Origin of the sequence: Cycloclasticus pugetii PS-1, assembly GCF_000384415.1 — a bacterium.
GTDB classification, from domain to species: domain Bacteria; phylum Pseudomonadota; class Gammaproteobacteria; order Methylococcales; family Cycloclasticaceae; genus Cycloclasticus; species Cycloclasticus pugetii.
Genome location: NZ_ARVU01000001.1, coordinates 2,186,499 through 2,213,297, shown reverse-complemented (window position 1 = coordinate 2,213,297; position 26,799 = coordinate 2,186,499). Strand labels below are relative to the sequence as shown.

The following is a 26,799-nucleotide window of genomic DNA, read 5'->3' as shown; positions in this document are numbered from 1 at the left end:
TAGTGAGTATTTGTTAAAGGGAGAAAGACATGAGTGTATCAGGATTTATGGCATTGGCCGTTATTGTTGTCTTAGTGGGCTATGGAATAGCGTTGTATAACAGCTTAGTGAGCTTGAAACATAGCGTATCAAAAGCGTGGTCAAACATTGATGTGTTGCTTAAGCAGCGACATGATGAGTTACCAAAATTGGTTGAAACGTGTCGGCAATACATGAAACATGAGCAAGACACCTTGGAAAAAGTTATGTTGGCGCGCTCGGGCGTTTCAAATGCCCTAGGCGAGTCAGATGTGGCGGCATTAGGGAAGGCGGAAACACAGATGCGGCAAGGTCTCATGAACCTATTTGCCGTTGCCGAAGCCTACCCTGAACTAAAAGCAAATGAGTCGTTTAAAGAGCTGCAAAATAGAATAAGTCAGCTAGAGAATAACATCGCGGACCGACGTGAATTTTATAATGAAAGCGTGAATTTAAATAATGTCCGTATTGAGCAATTTCCAGATGTATTGATAGCAAAATTCTTTAACTTTAATGATTTTGATTTATTAGAGTTTGAAGCGTCACAAACGGCCGATGTTAATGTTAAAAAATTATTTGAATAATGAATGAGTGGGCAGAGGCCATTGAACGCTTGCCGGCTGATGAGTTTTGGGTATATTTTATTGCTACATGCCTAATTTCCTTGGCCTGCCTATATTTTTATTTTCGTTATTTGTGGCGTTATCGCATTATGCAGGACACGCCGACGGCACTGATCAGGTCGGCATCACAAGGTTATAACGAGTTTGCTGGCATCGCTAGATTATTACCTGGCGAGCCTATTATTGCGCCCTTAACGAAGCAAAGCTGTGTTTGGTATTGGTATAAAGTAGAAGAGAAACAGTCGCATTATGTGCGGGGGCGTAGCCGTACCAGTTGGAGCCTTTTTGAAACTGGTATTAGTGACGGCGTGTTTTCTCTGCATGGTAAAACGGGGCGGGCAATTGTTAACCCAGATGATGCTGAAGTAATCCATTCGGTTTCTGATACTTGGTATGGCAGTTCACCTTTTCCAACCACAGGTCCAAAAGGCTTTAGTTCAAGTGCGTTTGCTCTTGCTAAGCGATACCGTTATAGCGAAAAACGCATTCATGAAGGTGATCAATTGTATGTTCTTGGTGACTTTAAGTCGTTTAAGGAACTGGCGTTGCCAACAAAGGATGAGTCTTTAGCGGCGATATTAAGGCAATGGAAAAGCAACCCGCGGATGCTATTAAACCGTTTTGATGAAGACCGCGATGGGCACATTGATTCAGCGGAGTGGGAAAAGGCTGTTCTTATTGCAAAACACCAGTTGGCAGAGGAGTTAGCCCGTCAGCATCGTGGACCTGTTGAGCATATAATTGAAAGACCAATGAGTAGCCGTAAACCATTTTTAATTTCAACAAAAAATGAGGCAGTGCTTACCGCGAGGTTTCAATATAAATCTTGGGTGTCGCTGTGTTTGTTTTTTGCGATAAGTGGGGTGGCGCTGTGGATGATGAATGTGCGTATGGGCTAGTTTTCTAAAGACCAGTGTCGATTTTCTTTGGCAGTCAGCTAGGCTTCTTAGTTTAAGTATTCGTTATGCAAAGTGTTGAGGCTTGGAAGCTGCACTGAAGCATGCGAAAATACTTTATTTTTCAACTGTATAAAAATATGACAAACCCTTTATTAGAAGAATTTGAGCTTCCGCACTTTAGTGAAATAACTGCAGCCGATATTGAGCCAGCTATTAATGAGGTGCTAGCAAAAAACAAAAGAGAAATAACTTCTTTGCTTGAGGGGGGCAAAGAATACAGTTGGGAAAACCTGGTGCACCCGATTGAATTGATGGATGATTATTTAAACCGAGTGTGGTCGCCAGTCAGTCACTTAAACTCGGTGATGAACAATGACGAGTGGCGTGAAGCGTATTCTAATTGTTTACCTAAGCTCAGCGAATACTCAACAGAAATTGGCCAAAATAAAGAGCTCTACCTTGCTTATCTTTCGATTAAAAAAGGGGCTGAGTATAAGGTATTGAGCACGGCACAAAAAAAGATTATTGATAATGCGTTGCGCGACTTTGAGTTGTCGGGGGTGGCTTTGCCGAGTGATAAAAAACAACGTTATATGGATATATCGCAGCAATTGTCGACATTAACGAACCAATTTGAAGAAAATTTAATGGATGCCACCAATGATTGGAGCCAATTGGTGACAGATGAGGCTGATTTGCAAGGCTTGCCCGCATCGGCGATGGATCTACTCCGTCAAACAGCGCAGCAAAAGGATCAAGACGGTTGGATGCTGACGTTAGAGTTCCCGTGCTATATGGCAATTATGACGTATGCAGATAACCGTGAGTTACGCTATGCCATACATCATGCTTTTGTAACAAGGGCGTCTGATCAAGGAACTGGCAAAGAAAGCTGGGATAATTCACAGTTGATGAAAGACATCGTGGGCTTGCGACATGAAAAGGCACAATTGTTAGGTTACAAAAGTTATGCTCATTTATCGTTGGCCACCAAAATGGCCGATAAGCCTGAGGATGTACTGACATTTTTAAATCAATTGGCCGATAGCTCTTTGCCAATGGCTAAAAAAGATTATGCGACCTTATGTGACTTCGCTGCTAAGCAAGGACATAAAGGTGCTGTTGAATCGTGGGATGTCGCTTATTATTCAGAAAAGCTACGTCAAGAGAGGTATCAGTTTTCTCAAGAAGAAGTGAAGCCATATTTTCCTGCAAATCGTGTATTAACAGGGATGTTTAAGGTGGTTGAGAAACTGTATGGGCTTAATATTTCAGAAGTAAAAGACGTTAATACCTGGCATAAAGATGTGCAGCTTTTTTCCATTACGGATGAAAAAGGTGTTCACCGAGGTCGGTTCTTTATTGATCTTTTTGCTCGTCCGCATAAGCGAGGAGGGGCCTGGATGGATGAGTGCGTGACCCGTTTTAAAAAGAAAGACGGGGTGCAAACGCCGGTTGCGTATCTAACGTGTAATTTCACCCCACCTATCGGTGAAGACCCATCGTTGCTAACTCATGGCGAAGTAGAAACGCTCTTTCATGAGTTTGGACATGGCTTGCACCATATGCTGACACAAGTTGATTACTTAAGTGTGTCCGGCATACATGGTGTGGAATGGGATGCCGTTGAGTTACCTAGCCAGTTTATGGAAAACTGGTGCTGGCAAGCAGAGGTAATGCCGTTAATTTCTGGTCACTATAAAACGGGTGAGGTACTGCCACAGGAAATATTTGAAAAAATGTTGGCAGCGAAGAACTTTCAGTCGGGTATGCAGATGGTGAGGCAGATTGAGTTTTCAATATTTGATTTTCGAATTCATTTGGAATATGACGCAACAAACGATTCGCAAATTTATGATGTGTTGGAACAAGTTAGAGCGGATGTTAGTGTTGTTAAAACACCAGAATTTAATCGTTTTCCGAATAGCTTTTCACATATTTTTGCAGGAGGTTATGCGGCAGGCTATTACAGTTATAAGTGGGCGGAGGTTCTATCTAGCGATGCTTTTTCGTTGTTTGAAGAAAAAGGAATCTTTGATGAGCAAACAGGGCGTTCTTTTTTACACAACATTTTAGAAAAGGGAGGGAGCGATGATGCGCTTGAATTATTTACAGCGTTTAGAGGAAGAAAGCCAACAATAGATGCTCTCTTGAAGCATTCAGGCATTGCAGCATAAGATGTTAAAGCACGTTTTCTTTTTGCTGTTGTTTTTGCCAGCCATGGCGAATGCAGCACATATAACCGATAAATTATTAGCTGGCATGTATGCTGAACCTAATAATAGTGAACAACCTACACAGTTACTCCCAAGTGGCACACCTGTTGAATTAATAGGTGAGGCTAAGGGCTTTGTAAAAGTGCAGTTGGTGGGTGGTGAAACGGGGTGGGTTGAAAAACGGTTTTTATCAGAAGAAAAGCCGGCAAAGGTTAGGCTGCTTTCACTTCAAAGTAAATACAGGCAGCTTCAAGAAAAGTTAGATCGTGCAGAAGCGACATTAACGAAATTAAATCAGCCGACTGAAGAGGTTGTGCCGAATGAGCAAAAGAACGATCAACGTATCACTGAAGAACTACAAGAGGCGTTGGCTAAGGCGAAAAAGACTATTCAACAGCTACAGCAAGAGAATGAGCAACGCCAGTTGGTAGACAATGTGACAAAAACGGTGCCACCAACAGATAATGAGCCAGTCAGCTTTTCTTTTACAGGACTAAGTCTGTTGTTATTGGTTCTTAGTATGCTTATTGGCGTGTATCTGGGTATAAAATTTCAAGATGCCCGTCAGCTGAAACGGCATGGTGGGTTTAGAATTTAAGCATTTCCAACAACAAAGGCGCTTTGATTAGCGCCTTTGTTGCATTTTGGTGATGTAAGCAGTAGTTCTATTAATCGGCCACTTTAATGTAAAAGCATTGAATATCATCATCGCGTTCATGTCTTAACATTTGATGCTTTGATTTATCAATAAACACGCCAACATCAAGATGAGAGGCAGGGTCGGTTGCTAACATTTTAATAATGTCGCCCGGGCTAGATTTTTGAAGCTGTTGCTTGAGTCTTAATAACGGTAGCGGGCAGTTTAAGCCTTTCGCATCCAGTGTTATATCGTATTTCATATCTTAGTTTTTATATTGGTGTTACTTTATAATCTCATCATAATGAACAGTCTAAAGTAAGTATGGATTATAAGGATTTACGTGATTTTATCTCAAAACTTGAACAGTTAGGTGAGTTAAAGCGAGTCAATCAAGAGGTTGACCCTCATCTTGAGATGACAGAGATATGTGACCGGGTGTTGAAACAGGAAGGACCAGCAATACTATTTGAAAACCCTAAAGGTTATTCGATACCGGTTTTAGCTAATTTATTCGGAACGCCGAAACGGGTTGCTTTAGGGATGGGGCAAGATACTGTTAGTGCATTAAGGGATGTCGGTGAAGTGCTGGCAGCACTTAAAGAACCTGAGCCACCAGAAGGTGTAAAGGATGCTTGGGCAAAATTACCGGTTTATAAGCAAGTACTTAATATGGCGCCAAAGGTGGTTAAAAAACCCGTGTGCCAGCAGGTTGTTATTGAAGGAGAGGCTGTTAATTTGGCTGATTTTCCGATTCAAACATGTTGGCCTGATGATGCGGGGCCACTGATTACGTGGCCATTAGTCATTACTAAGGGGCCATTAGCAAAACGGCAGAACCTAGGTATTTATCGCCAACAGGTGATTGGGCGCAATAAAGTCATTATGCGGTGGTTAGCGCATAGAGGCGGAGCGCTAGATTTTAAAGCATGGCAAGCAGAGCACCCAGGGGAGCCCTTTCCAATAGCCGTTGTGTTGGGCGCTGACCCTGCCACCATTTTGGCGGCGGTAACGCCTGTGCCGGATGCGTTATCAGAATATGCATTTGCAGGGTTATTACGTGGTTCTAAAACAGAAATTGCAGATTGCTTAACGCATGATCTACAAGTTCCTTCTAGTGCTGAGATTGTTCTGGAGGGCTATTTATACCCTGATGAAATGGCAGATGAAGGGCCGTTTGGTGACCACACAGGCTACTACAATGAAGTTGAACGCTTTCCTGTTTTTACGATTGAAAAAATAACGCATCGTAAAAACCCTATCTATCATTCAACCTATACGGGCAAGCCACCTGATGAGCCTGCTATTTTGGGTGTTTCGTTGAATGAAGTATTTGTGCCGATTTTAAAAAAACAATTTCCTGAAATTCAAGACTTTTACTTACCACCAGAAGGCTGTTCTTATCGGATGGCGATAGTCAGCATTAAAAAGCAATACCCAGGGCATGCAAAACGAATCATGTTTGGTATTTGGTCATTTTTACGGCAATTTATGTATACCAAGTTTGTTATTGTGACGGATGATGATGTGGATATTCGTGATTGGGAATCAGTTATTTGGGCCATGACCACACGTGTTGATCCATCCAGAGATACGACGTTGATTGAAAACACGCCGATTGATTATTTAGATTTTGCGTCGCCAGTTTCTGGCTTAGGTTCAAAAATGGGTTTGGATGCGACAAATAAATGGCCAGGGGAAACCACGCGAGAATGGGGTAAGCCGATTGAAATGAGCGTACCGGTTAAGCTTAAGATTGACGAACTATGGTCAACCTTAGGGCTAGATTAGCTGGATTGGCTTGTTGATGGAGCCAGGTTTAGTTTGTTTGCGTTTATGCTCAGCTCAAGCCCCGTTTTATAGTGGGCGCTTGCCTCGTTATTAGGGTCGCCTAACTGTTCTTGCACTTGGCCTAATAGCAGATAGGCTAAGCTAGACGGTTGCAGTGAAATACTGTCGTCTAGGTATGATTTAGCTTTGCTCCAATGCTCTTGCTCTATGCAAAGTTGCGCCAGTGCATTAAAAAATTCGCTGCTGGCCCCATGTTTTCGTAACCATTTTTCTAGCTGCTGCTGTTTTTTTTCTGCTGGAATAGTTAATTGCATATACCGAGCCAGTAAGTCAGGGTTTGCTTGTGCATTTAGGCCCTTAATCAATAGCTCTTCAGCGGTGGCATTATCGCCTGTGCGAATCAGTTGAGAAGTGTAAGCGATCAGGTAACGAGGGTTTAGCTTCTGTTTTTTGTCGAGTGCCTTCCAAATCATACTAAGCGTTAATTGGCCAGACTCAAGGTTGTTTGAAAATAACTGTGTTAACACTTTTTCTTCAACCGGTAGCCACTCTTGTGAAGCAATTTTTCGGTTGTTTTTTATTGATGGTAGTAAATGATAAAGAGCTTCCCACTCGTTTAACTGTAGATGTGTTTTCATTAACAACGTTAAAACAATAGGGTGGCTAGGTGTTGCTGTTCTTAGCTGTTGCAGTGTGGCAAGCGCCTGTTCAAATTGACCAGCGGCGAGTTGTAACTTAGCACGTGTTAGTTGAATGGCATGTATTTGGTCGGGCAACGTCTTGCCTGCCTTAAATAAATATTCATCTCGGCGATTATAAGCGCCTTGAGACTGGGCGGCATGGGCGGCGCTAAGGTAGTTCAGTAAAGGGGTGTCACTTTGTTCAGCATGCTTGACTAAGAGTTTTTCAGAGCGCTGCCAATTGCCTTCGGCAGAATTAATCAGGCCCTTATTAATTTCTTTTTGTGAGCGGGTCGTTTTACGTTTTTGGTTCCATCTGCTGATGCTTTTGGGACTACGTTTAAGAGTGAGCAGGGCTCTTAAAGAGAAATAAAAACCAATGAAAATAATCAATGTAACAAACAACAGGACTGCCAGAGACGTCTCAATGGATACGTGCCCATAAGTTAAAAGGGCGTATCCAGGTTCCAGATGTACCTGATAAGCAAGTCCACTAGCGATGACTAGAGCGAGTATGAGAAGAAGTATTAGTTTCATAGTGCTTGCCTCTATTGCTCTGCTTTAGTAGGTTCCGGAGCTGCCGAAGTTGGCATGTTATTGTCTATTGCGAGGGGGGCTGGTTCTTCAGCTGGTGGCTGTGAGCTGAGATCCTTTTTTTCTATGGAAGCAGGGGTAGTAATAGTGATTGAAGGGGCGGTACTGTCTTCGGCTGACATGCTTAATAGGGGCAAATCGCGCAGCATCTTTAACGATAAGGCAATAGAGGGAAGCTCAGCTTTGATGACTGTATTTTCAAGCTTATCAAGTTGCTTAAGGGCCGTTTTTACAGCAGGGTTGTTATGATCAAAGTAATCACCTAGCCAAGTTTTAGCAATGGCGATGTTCGCAGTGTAAAGGGCTTGTTGCTGGTTAATTAAGGCTAGCCTGGCTGATTCAAGCTTTAAGGCTAAATTTTTTCTAATCAGTTCAATGCGCTCTGGTGTCATCAACGCGGCTAAAGGTTTATCGCTGCGCCGAACGACGATTAATTTACTGAAGCTCTCCCAAGCATCGTTAAGGGTGTCTTGAATATTTTCTGGAATAGGGGAGGTATCACCTTTACCAATTTCAGGTGCTTGAGCGGTACCGGCATGAGGCGCTTTAATACCCATGTTAGAAACGGCGTCTTCTAGGGCCAAAAGTTGCGACGAAAGACCTACCGTATCTGGTAAGACGGTACTGTTGAGAAGGTTTATTTCTTTTGCTATTTGTTGACGAATGGCAAATGTTAGGGGGTCGCCATTTTCTTTAAGTCGTTGATCAGCGGTCTGTAGAGCAACAATGGCGGTATCAACGTCTCCGGCTAATTGTAAGCGGGTATTGGCCACACTCACTAAATACTCAGCTTCAGCAATAAGCCATTGACGCCTATTTTTGCCGACTTGTTGTTGTAATAAAGTGATCCTTTCATCTGCCGACTGCTCGAGCTGCTCAACGTGTGAGTTAAGGTCTGATAACTGATTGCTAACTTGACGGGTTTTAGATTGGAGTTCGTTTGAAGCTCCGGACGTGTCGTTTTTAAGTGCGTCGATGCTGCTCGACAGTTGACTAATGTGTTGAGTGAGTTGCTTAAAGGCGAGGTACCCAGCCATGGTGGCCAGAATAACTAAAAAAATGGCCAGCCAAGCAATCGCACTTCTTGATTTTTGTTTGGGCTGATTAGTAGATGATGTCTTTGCCACTACCTTTTCAGGCTGCTTACTGCTTGCCTTAGGGTTAGGTTTGTCTTCAGTGTGCGCTTCCTGTTTTGATGAGTCATTCATGACAGATATCCGTGAGTGATAAAGATTAGGTCATTTCAATACATAGAGCCTAATGGTTGTAAAGTCAGTTATGGTCCTCTTCAGTATAGCGCCGAAACAGCTACGATGCTTAAAAAAATTTGTTAGCGTTTTTTGTCTTGGTTGATGGCAGAGACTAAGCCTTTATCGCTAGCCCCATGACTAATGAGCAGATGTTGGCAGTCAAGACTGCTGGCGTAGCGGGCAAGTCGTTCGCTAAAGACCACGAAAGTACACTGTTGTTTAAGCTCATCAATAGGCCTTGGCGGGATTAGAAATAGGTTGTCTAAGGCCAGTTGACTAGTGATAGTGATGTAGGCGGGTTTCTTGTTGTGGCTTGTCTTGTAATTATTAGGTAATGTGCGTTGGTATACGTCAAGAGTATCAACGGTCATGCCGCGTTTTTGTAGTTGTTCAGCCAATAAAGTACGGCCTCCTTTGCCTTTAATGATGAGCCCTTTTTTTTGCTTAAGGTCGCTTGGAAGCTGTGTAAGTAGGCGCTCAGAATTAAAGGGTTTAGCGGCAGTAATGGCAGGTTTTAAACCGAGTTGGTCCAGCGTGTCGGCTGTTTTAGGCCCAATGGCAATCATGCCAGAAGGTGTTTTTTGCCATTGATGATCTATTAGGCGATCGGCCTGTATAACTGCATTTGCACTGATAAAAATCAGGTAATCGTAGTTACTATGCTGGTATAAAGTGTTGCTAATATGCGCTGTATTTTCAACAGCTTGAATCGCTATGGTTGGGTAGCGAATTGGTGTAAAGCCTGCTGCCGTTAACAGGCCACATAGGTGATCTGATTGATGGGCCGGCCGCGTGACTAAGACAGTTTTTTCATTACTCTGCATGATCGTACAGTTTGTCTAGAATCTCCTTAGCACCGGCAGCTAAGAGACGGTTAGCAACGGTAACGCCAATCTTTTCTGCATCCTCAAGGGGGCCTTCTAGTTGTTCAGTGATCATTACACTGCCATCAGGTTCTGCGACCAAACCATGTAGGCGTAAAATATCACCTTTAATCCTTGCGTGCCCCGCGATGGGGGCTTGGCACCCACCTTCCAGTGTGAAATTCATGGCGCGTTCGGCCTGCACACGAATAGCTGTAGGCTTGTCATGTAAGCATTCAATGAGCGCTAGTGTTGCCGTGTCGCCCTGCCTACATTCTATGCCGATAGCGCCTTGGCCAATAGCCGCCAACAATGTGTTAACCGGAAGGGGCATTTTTATTCTGTTCTCAAAGCCAAGGCGAATCAGACCCGCTGCAGCAAGAATAATGGCATCATAATCGCCGTTATCTAACTTTTGCAGGCGACTATTTACGTTTCCTCGAAGTGATTTGATGTGTAAGTCAGGGCGCATTTTAAGTAGCTGGCTCTGACGCCTAAGACTTGAGGTGCCAACAACAGCGCCTATGGGTAAATCGTTAATGCTTGAGTAGGCGTTGGAAACAAAGGCATCCCGAGGGTCTTCACGTGACAAAATAGCGCCAATTTCAAAGCCCTCTGGTACTTGAGCGGGTACATCTTTCATCGAGTGAACGGCGAGGTCTGCATCACCATTTAGCATTCCCTGCTCAAGCTCTTTAATAAAAAGGCCTTTACCACCAATTTTTGCTAAGGGGGTGTCAAGAATTTTGTCACCTTGGGTGACCATTTTAACCAACTCAATTTCAAGTGAAGGGTGTGATGCTTTTAGCAATTTAGCGACGTGTTCAGCTTGCCAAAGGGCTAATGGGCTTTTGCGAGTTGCGATTTTAATCAGAGACATGACGGTAACAAAGGGTTGTGAGATAGACGGATTATATCAGCCGGTGACGACATGTTTAAGGAGACTCAGTCTTTCTGTCGCAGAAAACGGTTTAATTCGGCTTGGTGTCGTCGACTGATGCTCAAGGTGTCTTTATAGCCTTTAAGCTGCAGCTCGAATTGGCCCGAGGCAGATTTTGTAATAGCGTGTATGGCAGTTGTATTAACCAGGGCATTACGATGAATGCGAAAGAATTGTGTGCCGAATTCTTCCTCCAGTAATTTCAGCGAGTCTTCGATTAATATCGACTCTGTTGCAGTCGACGCGAGAACGTATTTATGGTCAGCTTTGAAGAATAAGATATCGTTGACGTTCAGGACTTTAAGGCCATGATGTGTATGAGCGCAAAGGTGTTGGCGTGGTCGTGATAATAATGGCGCGGCTTGTTTGATATCGATGGGCTGCGCCATGTATTGCGCTGCTTTATCAATGGCTTGATCTAATCGAGCTTGTTTAACCGGCTTAAGCAAATAATCAATGGCATTTTTATCAAAAGCCTCAATAGCGTATTCGTCGTAGGCGGTGACAAAGACTACCCGTGTTTTTAATTGAGCGTTTGCTATTTCAGTAGCGGTTTGCAAACCATCCATTTTTGGCATGCGAATATCCAGTAAAGCCAGCTCAGGTTGAATATCAATGCATTGCTTTAATGCGTCAACCCCATTACTGGCATCGGCATAGACAGTGTGGTGGCTGCTAATTGCATCGACTAGTCTTTTTAAACGTTGCCTTGCCAGTGGTTCATCATCTGCAATTAAGATTTTCATAAGAGGGACTTTTGGTATGGAAATTTAAGTTGGGTCTGGAATTCTAAATCGCTTGAGCTGACCAGTAACTGGCTTTGCCCTGGGAAGCATTGCTCCATTCGAAGGCGGATATTATGCAAGGCCATCTTGTTTCCGCCTCGCTCCTTTGATGCGTGTTCATTGCCAATAGGGTTTTTGACGAGTAAACGAATAATACTTTTTTCCATACTGCCAGAAATATTCAGCTCGCCGCCGTCACCGACCGTTTCAATACCATGGTAAACGGCATTTTCAATGATAGGTTGAATGCTTAACGGCGGGATGAGGGCATCGCTTGGGATGTTTGAAATATCTAACCGTATGGTTAACCGATCACCTAAACGGGTTTGCTCGATATTTAAATATTGTTGAATGAAAGCAAGTTCTTGGCTAAAAGGAATCAGTCGTTTAGAGGTTTGCATATTAGCTCGAAATAATTCAGCTAAGTCTTCTGTCAGCGACTCAGCCAAGGGTGGGTCTATTCGCGTTAGGCTGGCAATGGTATTTAGGCTATTAAATAAAAAATGTGGTCGAATACGGGCCTGTAATGCATCAAGTTGTGCATCGGCTTCTGCCTTTATTTGTCTGCGCCATTGAAATTGAATGTATAGAAAGCGTAATAAAATAAGGCTAAAGATAATACTGATACCCGTATTTCTTAAATAGATACTAAGGTAGCTATTTGGGGAACTTGCAAATAGGTCTAGCTGGGGTAATAAAAAAGAGATGACCCAGGTAATGAACAAGGTTGTAAGGTTGATGGTGAAAAACATCAGAAGACATATCTGGGTTGAAGAACAACGGTTTATTTTTTCTTTCAAAGCGCAAAAAATAGCAGCGCATGTAAAGGCAACCCATAAAATAAACAAGGCATTTAAACTAAGCGCTACCCAAAAGTCACCACTTATAAAGCTGGTATTTAAGGCAAGAATAATGGCCAGTAATTGAGAAATAAGCGTGAGATACAGGACATTCTTAGCAAGACACATGTCCGGCAAAAAATAAGCTTGTTGTGTGAGAGAACTTTTGTCCATGCTGGAAGTGCTAGCCTATGTTCTATTCGTTCTAAAGTAAGCGATTCTTAAGTGATATACTAGGCGAAAATTCACTTTTGTAGCTAAAGACATGTCACTAGATAAACAAAATAAATTGTGGGGCGGCCGCTTCACTGAAAGCACCGACGCCTTTGTTCAGGCATTTACAGCCTCCGTTGATTTTGATCAACGTCTAGCACCGTATGATATTCAAGGCTCAGTCGCTCACGCCAAAATGTTGACCAAGGTGGGGATTCTAACTGAGCAAGAATGTCAGCAGATAGAGGAAGGCTTAGCGGATATCTTAAGCTGTATTCAAGCGGGTGAGTTTGAATGGTCTGTTGCATTGGAAGATGTGCACATGAACATTGAGGCGGCGTTAACCGAACGTATCGGTATGGCAGGTAAAAAGCTGCATACAGGGCGTTCACGTAATGATCAGGTGGCGACAGATATTCGTTTGTTTTTGCGTGACCAGCTAGGGATGATTCAATCAGAGTTGAAGCGTTTACAACAAGGTCTGGTCAGTTTGGCCGAACAGCATACTGATACGATTATGCCTGGCTTTACACACCTACAAGTGGCGCAACCGGTCACCTTTGGGCATCACTTAATGGCGTGGTTTGAAATGCTAAAGCGTGATGCCGAACGGTTTGCAGATTGTGCAAAACGGGTTAATGTTATGCCGCTGGGGTCAGCCGCGTTAGCCGGAACGAGTTACCCGATTGACCGCTTTATGACGGCAGAATTGTTGGGTTTTTCTCGCCCGTCAGCCAATTCTTTAGATGGTGTTAGTGACCGTGATTTTGCAATAGAATTTTGTGCGGCCTCTGCCTTGTTGATGACGCACTTATCTCGCTTTTCAGAAGAAATTGTTTTATGGACGAGCGCGCAATTTAATTTTGTTGATTTGCCAGACGCGTTTTGTACCGGTTCATCGATCATGCCGCAAAAGAAAAACCCCGATGTGCCTGAATTGGTGCGCGGTAAAACAGGGCGCGTAAACGGTCACTTGGTGTCGTTGTTAACGCTGATGAAGTCCCAACCCTTAGCCTACAACAAAGATAACCAAGAAGATAAAGAGCCGTTGTTTGATACCGTCGATACGGTTTTAGGGTCTTTGCGTGCGTTTGCCGATATGGTGCCGAATATTAAGCCAGTAAAAGCATCGATGCTGAAGGCCGCTAAACAAGGCTTTTCCACAGCAACAGATTTGGCAGATTACTTGGTAGGTAAAGGCATTGCATTTAGAGATGCACACGAAATTGTAGGGTTGGCAGTGCGCTTAGGAACTGAAACGGGCCGTGATTTATCGGAGTTGTCGCTTGACGAGTTGCAGGGCTTTTCACAAGACATCGGCGATGATGTCTTTCAGGTGCTGACCCTAGAGGGCTCTGTGTGTGCGCGAAACCATTTGGGTGGAACAGCGCCAAATCAAGTACGCCAAGCAATAATGGATGCAAAGACGTTGTTAGCAGAATGAAGAAAAGCTAAGAAAAAACAGTATTTTTGAAAAAATCAGCAATACTTAGGGTACGACTAATAACAGTAACTTTTAGCTAAAAGATGTTTGATTCATTGTCAGGAGGGTGGGGACAGCAAGCACTAGACGTTGCAGATTTTGGTGTGTTGGTAATGAATGAGCAAGGCGTTCAATGGCTTAACCCTTACCTGTTATCTTTGCTTCAACAAGAAGAAATACAAGATAGTACGACGTTCAAAAGTAGTGAGTTGACTTCTTTGTTACTGAGCGCCGGTAACCCCTTTCCTGTGCCGCCGCAGCAAACTCAGCAACGGTGGCTCAGACGCGAACATATCAAGACGCCTGAGTACGATATCTACTTTTTTCATGATTGTACGGACTTAGTCATTATTGGTAATGAGTGCAGACGACTACAGGATGATTTGTCTGGCTTAAACTTAAAAGACCCAACAACTGGGATGATGAGTAATGATGTGATTGTTGAAATGCTGGATGGGCATATTAGTCGTAGTCGTCGTTACGATAACCCGTTATCGTTGTTAAGAATCAGTTATTTTTTTCCAGATCAAATGGATAGCCAACTATTCTCGCGTTGCGTCAAACGCATTGCTTATTTTCTTAAAGACCAGCTGCGCTGGGCCGATCAAATTGGCATGCTGGATCCTCATACCTTTCTGGTGATACTGCCCGAGACCAATTATCAATCTGCTGCTTCATTGTTAAAAAAATTTAATGAAGAGCCGCATTTGTCCTTGTTTGCCAAAGGTGATGGCCGCCCAGTTTCTTTTTCGGTTGGGCTAACCGAATGGTCAAAAGGGGATACGACTCAGGCAATGTTACAAGCACTACGAGATGATATCGATCTGACGGCAGTCATGTAGCGGATGGTTGGTTCAGTAAAAAAACCTGTTCAGGGGCGTCATTTAAAATGCATCAGCCTTGTCGGCCCGAATGGTGATATTAGTAAGAAAGATTTAAAAGTAGTCAAGCAGCGATTTTTAAACCTTCATAAGTTAAAAATGCAACGGGCTATAGATGCTGTTACCCCTCGGCAGAAAATATTCTTAGAATTATTACCGTTGTTATTTCACGTTAATCACCCTGTGTTGCCCGGTTATGTGTCCAGCGAAACGCCTGCCGGTATTGCTGATTATTCGCCAGATAAGCTTTCCATTGATAAAGCTAAAAAGTTGGGTAAAGGCTTTGTTTATAGCAAACGAGCCAAACGTGCTTTCGGCATTGAGTCCATTTTTTTGATGGGGAGTGTTGGCAGTATTGCATATGTTAAAGACAGTGATATGGATTTATGGCTGTGCTATGCGCCAACTTTATCAACGAGCGCCTTGGCGCTGTTGCAAGAAAAAGCCAGTAGTATTGAAAAGTGGGCAACAACGCTAGGCCTTGAAGTGCATTTCTTTTTGATGAATGCGGAAAAATTTAAACAAGGTGAAGCAACGCCCTTGTCCTCAGAAAGCAGTGGCAGTACGCAGCATCATTTATTATTAGAAGAGTTTTACCGTACCGCCTTGTATGTTGCTGGTCGTTACCCAGTGTGGTGGCTGGTACCACCAACAGAAGAAAACAACTATCAAGTGTTTGTTGATAATTTATTAAAGCAGCGCTTTATTGATCAGCATGATGTCATTGATTTTGGAGGGCTTGAAAAGGTTCCTGCCGAAGAGTTTTTAGGGGCCTCATTTTGGCACTTATACAAGGCGATCGACTCGCCTTATAAGTCGCTATTAAAGCTGATGTTAATGGAATCGTATGTTGACCAGTACCCCAGTTCTCATTGGGCTGCATTATTAATGAAGGAACGAGTGTATGCAGGTGAGTCAGATGCTAATAAACTCGATGCTTACCTTATTTTGTATGATGTGCTTGAAGCGTACTTCATTGGAAGGGACGAGCCTGAGCGTTTGAACTTAATGCGGTATTGTTTTTTCAGCAAGCTTAATGAGCATGCGCGTATAGCGGCTACGCCCGATTGGCGACAACGTGTTTTTAGTGACATGCTGGCTAAATGCCAGCCGTTGCCTGATTACATTAAACATTCGTTGGACAATAAGGGCTGGAATATTTCCCAAGCACAACAAGAAAAACAGCGTTTAACTCATGAGCTGACATACAGTTATCGCTTGTTGGTGAAGTTTGCAAAACAGAGAGTCGAAAAATCAAGGCGTGATAATGAAGAGTTCCTGCTATTAGGAAGAAAGCTTAACGCGACGTTTGAAAAACGTCCTAGTAAATTAGAGCGCTCTACGATCAAACACACCTTGTTACAGCCTGAAACTAAAGTTGTATTAACGCAGGTAGTGAAAAATACGCAAACAAGCTGGCTATTAAATAGGCTGGGAGAGGGGCGCGATGAGCAATTTATACGACAGGCCCCTAGCTTAATTGGCTTGATAGCGTGGAGTGTTGATAATGGCGTAGTCGGTAGCAGAACAAAGGTTGCCTTAAACCCGGGGGCAAGCCAGATAAGTTCACGCGAAGTCGCGCAGACACTGCATTCGATCCAGTCGTTTTTTGATGCGCTGCCAAAAAAACCGGTTCACTTGAAGGCGTATTGTCATGAGTCAGTGGTGACAGATGTCCTGTTAGTGATTAATTCAGGTTTAGATTCAATGAGTAGTTTCACTGAAAAAGGGGTGAACCTAACCAGTGAGCGGTCAGATGCCTTAAGTTTTGGCTCTCAGCGGCGGAACTTGGTGTATACGGTAGACATGCTGCTACGCAATTCCTGGAACGAAGTTATTATTGGTAAATACGAGTCAGCAACCGGTCTAATGAATTGTTTTTGTGATATTTTTGACCATAAAACACTCGGTCCTGCACAAGTGCTTCCACGTTTGGTCAGTGCTAGTTATAACTCGCCCAGAGCGATGAGTGTCGCTAAGCGAATACAAGCGTTGTTTAAAGAAGTGGCGATTGTTTTTAGACAATATGCGCATGGTGTGTCACCACGTTTTGTTATTCAGCTGGCTCGCTCGTTCTATATTATGCAGGTTAACGATGGCAAAATGACAGCCACCGGCGTAGCGGAAAATCATTTGTTTGAAGAGCTAGCAAGGCCTCAGCCAGTTTTTAGTCCAGTATATTTTGATAATAAAATTGACCCAAAAGGCTTACTGCCTGTTATTTATAGACATCATAAGGCAGGTCATACAAACCTTTATTACAGTCAACTCGGTGATAATAAGGCGCAAGTTTATATTTTAGATGAGAACGGTTCGATGTTTTTTGACGAGCAGACATTTGTGTACGAAACGTCATTATTGCAATCGTATCGGGTATTAATTGATAGTGTTTTTCATCGCCGAGGACTGGGTGCTGAGCAATTAAGTAGTACCGCTTTTGATGCGGAAATAATGTGTTATAAACTGGAGAAAATTGGCCAACATTGGGGGCATAAGCAAGTGTTCGTGTCCGATAAGGTAGAACCGGATATGATAAATGTTCGGGTGGTTTATGATGAACAGACCAAAGGGACATATATTTATTGCAACGATCAAGTGTTCTCAAGCCTTGAGCAGGGTGATCAGCTGTATAGCAGTGTATCGCGGTTTATCGTGCAGGCACGAAAATCTGCAGAAAAGTACCCAATATATATTACTGATATCGATGTTCCGTATTATGAACTCGGGGCAAGCAGTGATGATGCGCTGCAAATGGTTCATTATCTAAATTACAAGCAACGCATAGAGAAAAAGCTAAACGTTTAAGGCTTTAAGGTATTAACGACGACTAAAGAAATGAGCCCCCAGCCTTTAAAAAGGCTGGGGGTTTGTAAGGCTTAATTTAAAGTTGCTTAAGAACAGTATCAACATCACTGCAGGTAAAAGGGTCATCTGCGCAGTTGTCTTCTTTTCCTGGTTCACTGAATAAAGCAGTGATCTTTCCATCATCAACGATCATAGCGTAGCGCCAAGAACGCTCACCGAAGCCCAAGTTCTCTTTTTTAACCAGCATGTTCATTAAACGTGTGAACTCACCATTACCATCGGGTAGCATTTTCACGTTTTTAATACCAAGGTTTTTACTCCATTGGTACATGGTAAAGGCGTCATTCACGCTTAAGCAGTAAACTTCGTCAACACCTTTTGCTTTTAACTCTGCATGCTTGGCTTCAAAGCCCGGTAGATGGGTGCTTGAACAAGTGGGTGTAAAGGCACCGGGTAATGCAAAAAGAACAATTTTTTTACCAGCAAAGATGTCATCTGTTGTGAGGTCTTGCCAGCGAAAAGGGTTGTCACCTTCAATGCTGGTATCTCTTACGCGTGTTTTGAACGTGCACTGAGGTACTAATTGTGTCATAGATATCTCCTATTGGTTTAAATGGTTGGTTTATCGCTACAAGTGATAGTTTAGTCTTGATGTTTTATCAGGTAAAATCAATTGTTATTATTAATTTAATAGGTATTATCTATAGTTGATTTTTGTTAACACAAAGGTTTTTGAGCTGTTTTATAAGCTCAGTGCGTGGGTTTGTTTGTCGGCTGACTAAATAAATAGTGCGTTTCGGTTTAGGTTCTTCAAAAGGTATGTAGCGAATATTGTCATCATTGTTTTGAATCGCAATCGTAGGTATAAACGTAATGCCTGTGCCAGCAATGACCATTTGTCTCAATGTTTCAAGGCTGGTGGCCCTTACATTTTGTTCTTCATCTATACCGCTGAGCTGGCAAAACTGTAAGGCCTGGTCTCTTAGACAGTGCCCTTCGTCTAATAAGAGCAAGGGTTGATTGGTTAATTCATCTGGATTAATGATGGTTTGTTCGGCTAACGGATGGTTCGTTGCCACAGCGAGTTTAAATTCGTCATCAAATAAATTTTCTGCGATCAAGCTTTCATCATGGATAGGGCCGGCTAGTAGTGCTGCATCGATGAGCCCCGTTTTTAGTTTATGGAGCAAGATGTCAGTTTTTTCTTCTACTAAGATTAAACGCAGGTTAGGAAGCTTTTTTTTAATAAGTGGAATTAGTTTGGGAAGAATATAAGGGGCGATGGTAGGAAATGCGCCTAATGTAAAATCACCGGCGAAAGGGTCTTGTTCATGTTTTGCTAAAATGCTGATGTGTTCAGCATCTTGCAAGATACGCTTTGCCGTTTCAATAACCTGCTTGCCTATCTCGGTGACTAAAACATGTTTGTTGTTACGTTCAAAAATTTTAATATTTAATGAATTTTCGAGCTTTTTAATTTGCATGCTCAACGTGGGTTGGCTAACAAAGCATTGTTCGGCGGCCTTAACAAAGCTTTTTGTTTCTGCGACAGCAACAATGTATTTTAAATCCCGAAGGTTCATGGTTTGTATGTTTAGTGAAAGAAGAGAGTTAACAATAGATTATTGTATTTAAAGTAGAATTAAAAGCCAGGTTAAAGCAACTAATAAGCTGCCGAATAATACGGCAGCTGAAGCTATATCTTTAGCCTTTCCAGATAACTCGTGGTACTCGAGCCCGATTCTATCTACCGTTGCTTCGACTGCAGAATTTATTAATTCTATTATAAGGAGAAGTAGCAAACTACCGATAAGCAAGGCTCTTTCAGTAGGTATCTCGGTGATATAAAAGGCTAAGGGGGTGGCTAGTACAGTCAGTACTACCTCCTGTCTAAAGGCTTCTTCATGTGCCCAACATGCCTTTACTCCTGCCAGCGAGTTGCTCCAAGCTGCTTTTAGCCGTTGTATACCCTTTAAGTTTTGTCCGGCCAAGGTGGTTTCCTAAGAAAAGTTAGTATTTGACGGTTAATTTAGCGTAAGTTCTTGTTTGTGAGAGATAGAAACAAAATCAATCATTTTCTTTGGGGTGAATGGTGAACCAATCATACGTTTCCTAGCAATAAAATGTTTATTAAAGATACTTCTAGTCGGGTTATTACCTATGAAATCTATGCCTGCCAAGTCAGCCCAACTATAAATAAAGTCAGACGTTTGATAAGGGTGGTTTAGGGTTTTTTGAATTGAAGAGGTTGGATGCATTTTTTTCCATTCAGGAGATAGCCAGGCAATAAAAGGGACGGTATACATTGCGGGTGTTGGTTTGCCTTCATTCCTGCCACAAAATAAATCATCTTTTGTGTCGTAAACTTCTTCTCCATGATCTGAGAAATACACTAAAGAACTGTTTGTTGAGGTCTCTTTTAGAATGTTAATTAAGCTTGAGACAACGTAGTCATTGAATAAGATAGCGTTATCATAATCATTGTATTCCTCAGCGTGTTCATCTGGTACCCAGTCTGGCATACCAGCGCGACCAGTAAATTGTTTGAAACTTTCTGGATAACGATAATTGTATTTACGGTGCGTCCCAAGTAGGTGTACGACAATAAATGTTGGGCCATCACTATTACTTAAGGCGTTTTTGAATGGCTTTAGGACACCATCATCAAGCTGACTAGAGTTTTGAACACGGTTGTTGTTTAAATATACTTGCTCATCTGCTTGCTGGGAGAAGGTGAGTAATAAGGTGTTGCGCTTTGTTTGTGTTTGTTGGTTTGTAATCCAAAGCGATTTATAACCAGCTTGACGCATCATGTTTATTAGAGTTGGCTTGGTTAAGTAAACATCAGGGTTTTTCTGGTCGGCGAATGTTAGCACTTGTTGTAAAGCTTCAATTGTAGAAGGTCTTGGGCTAATCACATCGGTATATGTCAGTAATTCGTGCTGCATATTATCTAACAGAGGAGTTGTGTGGCGAGAGTACCCATATAAACTCATTCTTTGTGAGTTAGTTGACTCTCCTATGACAAGCACCATGGTTTGCTTATTATTTGAATAAACAAGGTTACTTAGAGGCGGTATTTGAGTGCTTTCCGCCAACTGTTCATTCATTGCGTCTAACACTTTTGTGTATTTAAAATAACCAGCAATCATATTCCAAGGTGCCGCAGGCTCAATTTTATCTTGAAATGATTTAATAGAATAATCCCAGCTTTTGCCATAAACGATGAGGGGTTTTAAAAAACCACCTCCAAAGATCAGTGAAACAATACAAATAGTAATGAGCTTATTTAATCTAGGTAGATAAACGGGCGTTATTTGGCGCCATAAGTAGATACCCGTGAGAGCATGAGTGATAGCCAAGAGAATGATTTTATAATCAAGGTATGATTCTATAAATTCCTTACTTTCTGAGACATTTGATTCAAAAATGATGAAAAGTACGCTTTGAGAAAAATCTTGCCCGTAGATGTAAAAATAACTGAGGCTAACTAGAGAGGCAGGCCAAATTAATAGGCCAATAAAGGCTGAAATTTTGCGCGTATATTGAGGCCAAATTAAATTGGGAACCAGCCAAATAGTCGATATAAATAAAGCTTGCCGTATGCCAACTGTATTTGACATGCCTGCAGCATAAATTAAGATTTGGCTTAACCCAGAGAAATAAAAAAAATACAGGTAAAGCTTGCCTAACGATTTCCAACTAAAGTTTGATGACATAAGGTTCCTATATCAGTAGATGCATGGTTTGCATTGTAGTGACGTAATATTAAGGAAGCCTTAAACGGGGAAATCATATTAGGGTTTTGTTTGAAAGTGTGGCGATGTCCAAATGAAATGGGTGAATGAGGGTCTCCGTCTTTATTGGGCTTGTGCTGTTATCGAAGGAAATTTTTTTTTGATAAAAAGTCAGTGCTTGTCAAGACAGCACGGTTGTTAACCAATCTTTAATGTGATGAATTTCTTGTGGGCAAACGGAGTGTTCCATCGGGTAAGCATGCCAGTCAACACAATAGCCTGACGCTTCAAGAAAGCGGCGTGATGAGTCTGCTTGTTCAATTGGTATCACAGGATCAAAGTCACCGTGCCCATAGAAAATTGGAATCTTAGCGTGACCGCTTTGTTCAGCGGTTGGCAATGTATCTTGCATAGGAATATAGGTTGAAAGAGCCATAATGCCTGCAAGCGTTTCAGGAAAGCGTAGGCCTGCGTCAAAAGCGATGACCCCACCTTGAGAAAAGCCAGCAATAACAATTTTTGAAGGCTCAATGCCTGTCGCGATTTCGTCATTGATCATGTCAGTAATGGTTTTGCTTGACGATACAATGCCAGCATTGTCGGCACGTTTCATTAAGTCCATTTCGGTAATGTCATACCAAGCGGGCATGACAGCGCCGCCGTTGATAGTTACCGCGATGGAAGGGGCATGAGGAAAGACGAACCGTATGCCTAGTTCATCTTGAATACCTAGCTCAGATACGATGGGTGCAAAATCATTGCCATTAGCGCCTAGGCCATGTAGCCAAATAACGGAACAACGAATAGGTGTGTTTGGGTTTGAGATAATGGCAGGAAGTCGGGTAGCTAGCATGGCGATAGGTTCAATTGGTTTCTAGAAAGGGTTAGAGTATGCCAAAAAATGCCAAACGTTTATACTGTCGATTACTGAAATAATTAAAGGGTACAAAATGTCGCGTTTATTAAAAATGATGCTAATTTGTGGGTTACTGGCCATGCTAGCTGCTTGTGGACAGAAAGGGCCGCTGTATATGCCGAGTAATCAAATCGCACAAGAATTAGGTTTGTAATGGATTATTTTCAGTACCAAGATAAGCAACTTTTTGCGGAAAATGTTTCGGTTCAATCAATCGTAGAGCAATTCTCTAGCCCCACCTATATTTATTCCCGGGCGACATTGGAACGCCACTGGAAGGCATTTGATCAAGCCTTTGAAGGACGTCCGCACTTAATATGTTATGCGGTTAAAGCGAACTCGAACATTGCGGTGCTAAATGTACTAGCACGCTTAGGTTCAGGGTTTGATATTGTGTCTATCGGTGAGTTAGAACGTGTGTTAACAGCGGGTGGGCAGCCTGAAAAAATTGTTTTCTCAGGGGTTGGTAAACGGCATGATGAAATACGCAGGGCGTTAGACGTTGGTATTCGTTGTTTTAATGTGGAAGTCTCTGCAGAGTTAGACCGTATCAATGAAATTGCGGGTGAGTTAGGTCATATTGCGAATATTTCTATTCGCGTTAACCCTGATGTAGATGCGCAAACGCACCCTTATATTTCTACGGGGTTAAAAGAAAATAAATTTGGCTTAGATATTGAAACAGCCTTTATGGAGTATCAACGCGCGAATGCGTTGCCGCATTTGAATATTACGGGCTTAGATTGCCATATAGGCTCGCAGTTAACGGATGTTGCGCCGTTTGTGGATGCGCTGGATCGGGTATTAAGTTTATTGGATCGGTTACAAGGTGTGGGTATTCGTATTGATCATCTGGATTTAGGTGGAGGTCTTGGTATTTGTTATCGAGACGAGCAACCACCATTGCCTGCCGACTATGTAAAAGCCTTGTACCAAAAGCTAGGCGATCTGCCCTATGAAATATTATTAGAACCAGGCCGTGCAATTGCCGGAAATGCAGGTATTTTAGTGACTAAGGTTGAATATATTAAACCGGTAGAAGGTAAGCGGTTTGCTATTGTAGATGCAGCGATGAATGACTTGATGCGCCCTGCACTATATCAAGCGTGGCAAAATATTGTGCCTGTTAATTTAACGTCAACAGCTAAAACAGCTTGTTATGATATTGTTGGTCCAGTTTGTGAAACAGGTGATTTTTTAGGAAAAGACCGTGAGCTGGCTATTGAAGAAGGCGATTTATTAGCGGTCCGTTCTGCGGGCGCTTATGGGTTCACAATGAGCTCGAATTACAATTCAAGACCAAGTGCTGCTGAGGTTATGGTGGATGGAGAGCAGATCCACTTAATTGGCGCACGACAACGGTTAGAAAGCTTATGGCAAAACGAAGCACTATTACCGAATGAAACTGAGGACGCAGGTTGTTAATTAACTTTAGTAAAATGCATGGCTTAGGTAATGACTTTGTTGTTATTGATGCCATAAACCAAACGGTTCAGCTAACGGCCGAGCAAATTAAAGCCTTAGCCGATCGCCACTACGGTATTGGCTTTGACCAACTACTCTTAGTAGAACCGGCAAAAATGAGTGCGGACTTTCGTTATGTTATTTATAACGCAGATGGTAGTGAGGTTTCTCAGTGTGGTAATGGCGCACGTTGTTTTGCGCTATTCGTGACACAAAAAGGCTTAACCAATAAACGCTCAATTCGAGTGGAAACAGACGCCGGTGAGTTGGTTTTAACGGTTAATGAGGAACAGTTGGTAACGGTTGATATGGGGGTTCCAAAACTCGACCCGGCAAATGTTCCATTAATAGCGAAGCAACAACAATTACAATACAGCGTTGATGTATTGGATAGGACCGTAGCGTTTTCAGCGTTATCAATGGGTAATCCTCATGCAGTACTTCAAGTTGAAAATGTCGCGACAGCAGAGGTCGAGGCAGTGGGCGCCGCGCTGGAAAGTCATAGCCTTTTCCCAGAGCGGGCGAATATTGGTTTTAGTGAAATAACGGGGCCGGATAGCCTCGCATTACGTGTTTATGAGCGCGGCGCCGGTGAAACCTTGGCTTGTGGAAGCGGTGCTTGTGCGGCGGTTGTTGCCGCAGTTCGATTGGGTAAAGTAACCACGCCAACAACGGTTGCCCTAACCGGTGGCGAATTAACGATTGATTGGCAAGGTGAAGGGGCTCCGGTAATGATGAGCGGGCCGGCGACATTTGTTTTTGATGGTATGATTGATATATGAGTACACAAGCAACTGCAACAACAGAAGGGTTAACGGCTGAACAAGTCCGTGAATACTTGTTAACCACACCAGATTTTTTTAATCAATATCCAGAGTTACTCGACGATATTCAAGTGGTAGAGCAGCACGGTGGCGTGGTTTCTCTTACGATGCGTCAACTAGCAATTTTACGAGATAAAAACGAAAAGTCTCAAAAGCAACTTGAAGGCCTGTTAGCGATTGCGCGTGAAAATGATGCCTTATTCGGGCGGATGCAGCAGTTAACAACCACATTAATTGATGCTCGTTGTGTGGAAGATGTATTCGCAACACTTGATGACACCCTGCGAGAATGTTTCGGTGCAGAGTTTTTTGCTATTCGCTTAGTAGACGAAAATAGCGACAGTGTCTTCCCCATCAGTGATGTTCTCTGGCAAAAAGATAATCCTCAGTTAGAGCATTTTAAACGCTTGCTTGAGTCACAGAAGATTAAGTGTGGCTTGCCGACACACGCACAGGCGAAGGCGTTGTTTAATCAACAAGCGGATGAGGTTAAGTCTGCTGCGCTGATTCCACTCAAGGTCGCCCAACAAGATGGCATATTGGCCATAGGCAGTAAGGATTCAGACCGTTTTCACACAACCATGGGTACCTTGTTTTTAGAGCACCTTGGGGAGCTGGTTGCCAAACGGCTTAACTCACTGCAAGAGATAAAAGAGTAACGATGGAACCAGCGGCTGTTGAGGCACGTCAGCAGTTTTTAGATGCATTAAACGTTGAGCGTAGATTCTCTTTAAATACGTTACAAGCCTATGCGCGTGACTTATCTCAATTAGTTAATTATTGTGATGAGAATGAGCTCGTTTCATGGTCGCAACTTGATCCACACCATGTTCGGCGTTTTGTCGCACAGCGACACCGAAAAGGCTTGAGTGCTCGAAGTTTGCAGCGCGAATTATCGGCCTGTCGGAGCTTTTTTAGTTATCTCATTAAAACCAATGTGCTGTTGAATAACCCTGCGTCTGGTATTCGAGCGCCGAAATCAGCGAAAACCTTACCTAAGGTGTTGGATGTCGACCAGATTAATAGTCTGTTAGAGGCGGTCCCCAATGATGACCTGGAAATTCGTGATGTAGCGATGTGGGAACTGCTTTACTCGTCGGGTCTACGGGTCAGTGAATTAGCGAATATAGATTTAATGGACTTGGACTTAAGTAGCCGAACGGTTCATGTTGTCAACGGAAAAGGAGGTAAGTCCCGCTTATTACCGTTGGGCCGGAAGGCTGTCAACGCTATTCGTAAATGGTTAGCAGTGCGGATGGATAAGGTTAAAACGGGTGAAATGGCGTTGTTTGTCGGAAAGACAGGTTTACGCTTAAGCACAAGAAGTATTCAGTCGCGTTTAGAGCGATGGCGAAAACGCCAAGGCTTGCAAGGGCGCTTGCACCCACATATGTTACGACACTCATTTGCGAGTCATATGTTGGAGTCAAGCCAAGACCTTCGAGCGGTGCAAGAATTATTAGGTCACAGTAATATTAGTACCACGCAAGTATACACGCACTTAGATTTTCAACACCTAGCGTCGGTTTACGATAAAGCGCACCCAAAGGCTAAGCCGAAAAAGAAATAAGTTTTGGTTTAGTCTGGCTTTGGCAATTTACCATCCGAGGGTGTCTCTAAGATATCATTGTTAGAGGGGCCAAATAGCTTGCCTAAAAATGTAAATACGCGTTTTATTGCACGCCATAATTTTGGTAGTGCCCAAATCATTAAGAGGATAAATAAAACTAAACCGACCATAAAAAAGGTCGGATGTTGGATGGACGCCCAAACACCTGCAAAAACGGCGATATCTTCCATAATAGAGGCGGTCCAGTTGGTGAACGGTTCGGGTGATGTGTTTATTAACGCACGGCTACCTGTTTTTGTGGCATGCGTCGCACCAGCTAAGCTTCCACCAACGATGGCTGCTGCAATTTCAGCGGCAGGGCCAATGTCACCAATAGCACCAGCAGCTAACATAGCGCCAGCAGGAATTCTCACGAAAGTATGGATGGTATCCCAGCCGGTATCTACGCCGGGCACCTTATCGGCAAAAAACTCAACTGCATACATTAATCCAGCAGCGGTCATTACTAGCGGATCCGCTACAATCAATAAATCAGGCGGCAAATCAATATGACCAGTATGCGCTAAGTAACCAAGGGTTAAGAGTGTAGCGTATAAATTGATACCGCTCCCCCACGCTGCGCCCATGCTCAAGGCCAGTGTTTGAGAAATTTGGTTTAATTCATCCACAATAATCACTCCCTGTTTTACACATTGGGTAAGAATATCATAAGAACTATGAATACTAGCTAAACAAATAGGGATGCACGCTAAGGCATGATTATTGTGTAAA

The 26,799-nt window shown here is 42.9% G+C and carries 26 protein-coding genes; 13 read left to right on the top strand and 13 right to left on the bottom strand.

Annotated elements, in window-relative coordinates:
* Window positions 1–29 precede the first annotated feature (29 nt).
* The 4 genes from CYCPU_RS0110790 to CYCPU_RS0110775 all read left to right on the top strand — a co-directional run bounded on the left by CYCPU_RS0110790 (window position 30) and on the right by CYCPU_RS0110775 (window position 4,354).
* The gene (locus CYCPU_RS0110790; protein ID WP_015006894.1) at window positions 30–602 is read left to right on the top strand and encodes a LemA family protein; all 573 of its coding nucleotides are present in this window, start codon (window positions 30–32) and stop codon (window positions 600–602) included.
* On the top strand, window positions 602–1,540 hold the full coding sequence (locus tag CYCPU_RS0110785) for a hypothetical protein (protein WP_020162714.1): 939 nt from the start codon (window positions 602–604) through the stop codon (window positions 1,538–1,540). Before CYCPU_RS0110790 ends, CYCPU_RS0110785 begins: the two co-directional genes overlap by 1 nt.
* 101 nt (window positions 1,541–1,641) lie before the next feature.
* Entirely contained in the window at window positions 1,642–3,717 is a 2,076-nt protein-coding gene (prlC, locus tag CYCPU_RS0110780; RefSeq protein ID WP_020162713.1) for an oligopeptidase A, read from the top strand.
* A 1-nt stretch (window position 3,718) separates the two neighbouring features.
* Window positions 3,719–4,354, top strand: coding sequence for a TIGR04211 family SH3 domain-containing protein (locus tag CYCPU_RS0110775; RefSeq protein WP_020162712.1), 636 nt, complete (start codon window positions 3,719–3,721; stop codon window positions 4,352–4,354).
* A gap of 70 nt (window positions 4,355–4,424) precedes the next feature.
* Here CYCPU_RS0110775 and CYCPU_RS0110770 read toward each other — a convergent pair whose 3' ends face one another.
* Window positions 4,425–4,655: a sulfurtransferase TusA family protein gene (locus CYCPU_RS0110770; RefSeq protein ID WP_020162711.1), complete on the bottom strand. Its 231-nt coding sequence runs from the start codon at window positions 4,653–4,655 to the stop codon at window positions 4,425–4,427.
* A gap of 62 nt (window positions 4,656–4,717) precedes the next feature.
* Here CYCPU_RS0110770 and ubiD point away from each other — a divergent pair, with 62 nt between their 5' ends.
* Window positions 4,718–6,184 carry a 4-hydroxy-3-polyprenylbenzoate decarboxylase gene (gene ubiD / locus CYCPU_RS0110765; protein ID WP_015006889.1) on the top strand — a complete coding sequence of 489 codons (1,467 nt, stop codon included), beginning with the start codon at window positions 4,718–4,720 and terminating at the stop codon, window positions 6,182–6,184.
* Here the strand turns inward: ubiD and CYCPU_RS0110760 are convergent.
* The 6 genes from CYCPU_RS0110760 to CYCPU_RS0110735 all read right to left on the bottom strand — a co-directional run bounded on the left by CYCPU_RS0110760 (window position 6,181) and on the right by CYCPU_RS0110735 (window position 12,309).
* Window positions 6,181–7,401 (bottom strand): heme biosynthesis HemY N-terminal domain-containing protein, encoded by a 1,221-nt coding sequence (locus tag CYCPU_RS0110760; RefSeq protein WP_083923791.1) that lies wholly within the window; start codon window positions 7,399–7,401, stop codon window positions 6,181–6,183. The two genes, ubiD and CYCPU_RS0110760, sit on opposite strands and share 4 nt — an antisense overlap.
* An 11-nt stretch (window positions 7,402–7,412) precedes the next feature.
* Window positions 7,413–8,666: a uroporphyrinogen-III C-methyltransferase gene (locus CYCPU_RS0110755; RefSeq protein WP_020162709.1), complete on the bottom strand. Its 1,254-nt coding sequence runs from the start codon at window positions 8,664–8,666 to the stop codon at window positions 7,413–7,415.
* Window positions 8,667–8,788: 122 nt separating this feature from the next.
* Entirely contained in the window at window positions 8,789–9,532 is a 744-nt protein-coding gene (locus CYCPU_RS0110750) for a uroporphyrinogen-III synthase (RefSeq protein WP_020162708.1), read from the bottom strand.
* Window positions 9,522–10,451 (bottom strand): hydroxymethylbilane synthase, encoded by a 930-nt coding sequence (hemC, locus tag CYCPU_RS0110745; RefSeq protein ID WP_020162707.1) that lies wholly within the window; start codon window positions 10,449–10,451, stop codon window positions 9,522–9,524. The genes CYCPU_RS0110750 and hemC overlap by 11 nt, the downstream gene beginning before the upstream one ends.
* A gap of 65 nt (window positions 10,452–10,516) precedes the next feature.
* Window positions 10,517–11,257 carry a LytR/AlgR family response regulator transcription factor gene (locus CYCPU_RS0110740; protein ID WP_020162706.1) on the bottom strand — a complete coding sequence of 247 codons (741 nt, stop codon included), beginning with the start codon at window positions 11,255–11,257 and terminating at the stop codon, window positions 10,517–10,519.
* The gene (locus CYCPU_RS0110735; protein WP_020162705.1) at window positions 11,254–12,309 is read right to left on the bottom strand and encodes a sensor histidine kinase; all 1,056 of its coding nucleotides are present in this window, start codon (window positions 12,307–12,309) and stop codon (window positions 11,254–11,256) included. The genes CYCPU_RS0110740 and CYCPU_RS0110735 overlap by 4 nt, the downstream gene beginning before the upstream one ends.
* A gap of 91 nt (window positions 12,310–12,400) precedes the next feature.
* On the opposite strand from CYCPU_RS0110735, the gene argH reads away from it, so the two are divergent.
* The 3 genes from argH to CYCPU_RS0110720 all read left to right on the top strand — a co-directional run bounded on the left by argH (window position 12,401) and on the right by CYCPU_RS0110720 (window position 17,517).
* The gene (gene argH, locus CYCPU_RS0110730; protein WP_015006882.1) at window positions 12,401–13,792 is read left to right on the top strand and encodes an argininosuccinate lyase; all 1,392 of its coding nucleotides are present in this window, start codon (window positions 12,401–12,403) and stop codon (window positions 13,790–13,792) included.
* Window positions 13,793–13,875: 83 nt separating this feature from the next.
* Window positions 13,876–14,673, top strand: a complete 798-nt coding sequence (locus CYCPU_RS0110725; RefSeq protein WP_016390868.1) for a GGDEF domain-containing protein — start codon at window positions 13,876–13,878, stop codon at window positions 14,671–14,673.
* Between the two features lie 3 nt (window positions 14,674–14,676).
* Complete coding sequence (locus tag CYCPU_RS0110720; protein WP_020162704.1) at window positions 14,677–17,517, top strand: class I adenylate cyclase; 2,841 nt, start codon at window positions 14,677–14,679, stop codon at window positions 17,515–17,517.
* A 76-nt stretch (window positions 17,518–17,593) separates the two neighbouring features.
* Here the strand turns inward: CYCPU_RS0110720 and CYCPU_RS0110715 are convergent, their stop codons facing one another.
* The 5 genes from CYCPU_RS0110715 to CYCPU_RS0110695 form a co-directional block, all read right to left on the bottom strand.
* Window positions 17,594–18,109 carry a peroxiredoxin gene (locus tag CYCPU_RS0110715; RefSeq protein ID WP_020162703.1) on the bottom strand — a complete coding sequence of 172 codons (516 nt, stop codon included), beginning with the start codon at window positions 18,107–18,109 and terminating at the stop codon, window positions 17,594–17,596.
* A gap of 109 nt (window positions 18,110–18,218) precedes the next feature.
* Entirely contained in the window at window positions 18,219–19,100 is an 882-nt protein-coding gene (locus CYCPU_RS0110710) for a LysR substrate-binding domain-containing protein (RefSeq protein WP_020162702.1), read from the bottom strand.
* A gap of 48 nt (window positions 19,101–19,148) precedes the next feature.
* Window positions 19,149–19,508 (bottom strand): diacylglycerol kinase, encoded by a 360-nt coding sequence (locus CYCPU_RS0110705; protein ID WP_015006877.1) that lies wholly within the window; start codon window positions 19,506–19,508, stop codon window positions 19,149–19,151.
* A gap of 33 nt (window positions 19,509–19,541) precedes the next feature.
* Window positions 19,542–21,236, bottom strand: coding sequence for a phosphoethanolamine transferase CptA (gene cptA, locus CYCPU_RS0110700; protein ID WP_020162701.1), 1,695 nt, complete (start codon window positions 21,234–21,236; stop codon window positions 19,542–19,544).
* Window positions 21,237–21,435: 199 nt separating this feature from the next.
* Entirely contained in the window at window positions 21,436–22,107 is a 672-nt protein-coding gene (locus CYCPU_RS0110695) for an alpha/beta hydrolase (RefSeq protein ID WP_015006875.1), read from the bottom strand.
* Window positions 22,108–22,204: 97 nt separating this feature from the next.
* Here CYCPU_RS0110695 and lptM point away from each other — a divergent pair, with 97 nt between their 5' ends.
* Genes lptM through xerC form a run of 5 tightly spaced genes read left to right on the top strand, consistent with a single transcriptional unit; the run spans window position 22,205 to window position 26,028 of the window.
* On the top strand, window positions 22,205–22,324 hold the full coding sequence (gene lptM / locus CYCPU_RS11975) for an LPS translocon maturation chaperone LptM (RefSeq protein ID WP_015006874.1): 120 nt from the start codon (window positions 22,205–22,207) through the stop codon (window positions 22,322–22,324).
* A complete protein-coding gene (lysA, locus tag CYCPU_RS0110685; protein ID WP_016390873.1) occupies window positions 22,324–23,595 on the top strand; it encodes a diaminopimelate decarboxylase in 1,272 nt (423 codons plus the stop codon). The genes lptM and lysA overlap by 1 nt, the downstream gene beginning before the upstream one ends.
* A complete protein-coding gene (dapF, locus tag CYCPU_RS0110680) occupies window positions 23,589–24,416 on the top strand; it encodes a diaminopimelate epimerase (RefSeq protein WP_020162700.1) in 828 nt (275 codons plus the stop codon). Before lysA ends, dapF begins: the two co-directional genes overlap by 7 nt.
* Window positions 24,413–25,117, top strand: coding sequence for a DUF484 family protein (locus CYCPU_RS0110675; protein ID WP_020162699.1), 705 nt, complete (start codon window positions 24,413–24,415; stop codon window positions 25,115–25,117). The genes dapF and CYCPU_RS0110675 overlap by 4 nt, the downstream gene beginning before the upstream one ends.
* A 2-nt stretch (window positions 25,118–25,119) precedes the next feature.
* Complete coding sequence (gene xerC / locus CYCPU_RS0110670) at window positions 25,120–26,028, top strand: tyrosine recombinase XerC (protein ID WP_020162698.1); 909 nt, start codon at window positions 25,120–25,122, stop codon at window positions 26,026–26,028.
* Between the two features lie 8 nt (window positions 26,029–26,036).
* Here the strand turns inward: xerC and CYCPU_RS0110665 are convergent, their stop codons facing one another.
* Window positions 26,037–26,696, bottom strand: a complete 660-nt coding sequence (locus CYCPU_RS0110665) for a DUF4126 domain-containing protein (RefSeq protein WP_016390876.1) — start codon at window positions 26,694–26,696, stop codon at window positions 26,037–26,039.
* Window positions 26,697–26,799 lie beyond the last annotated feature (103 nt).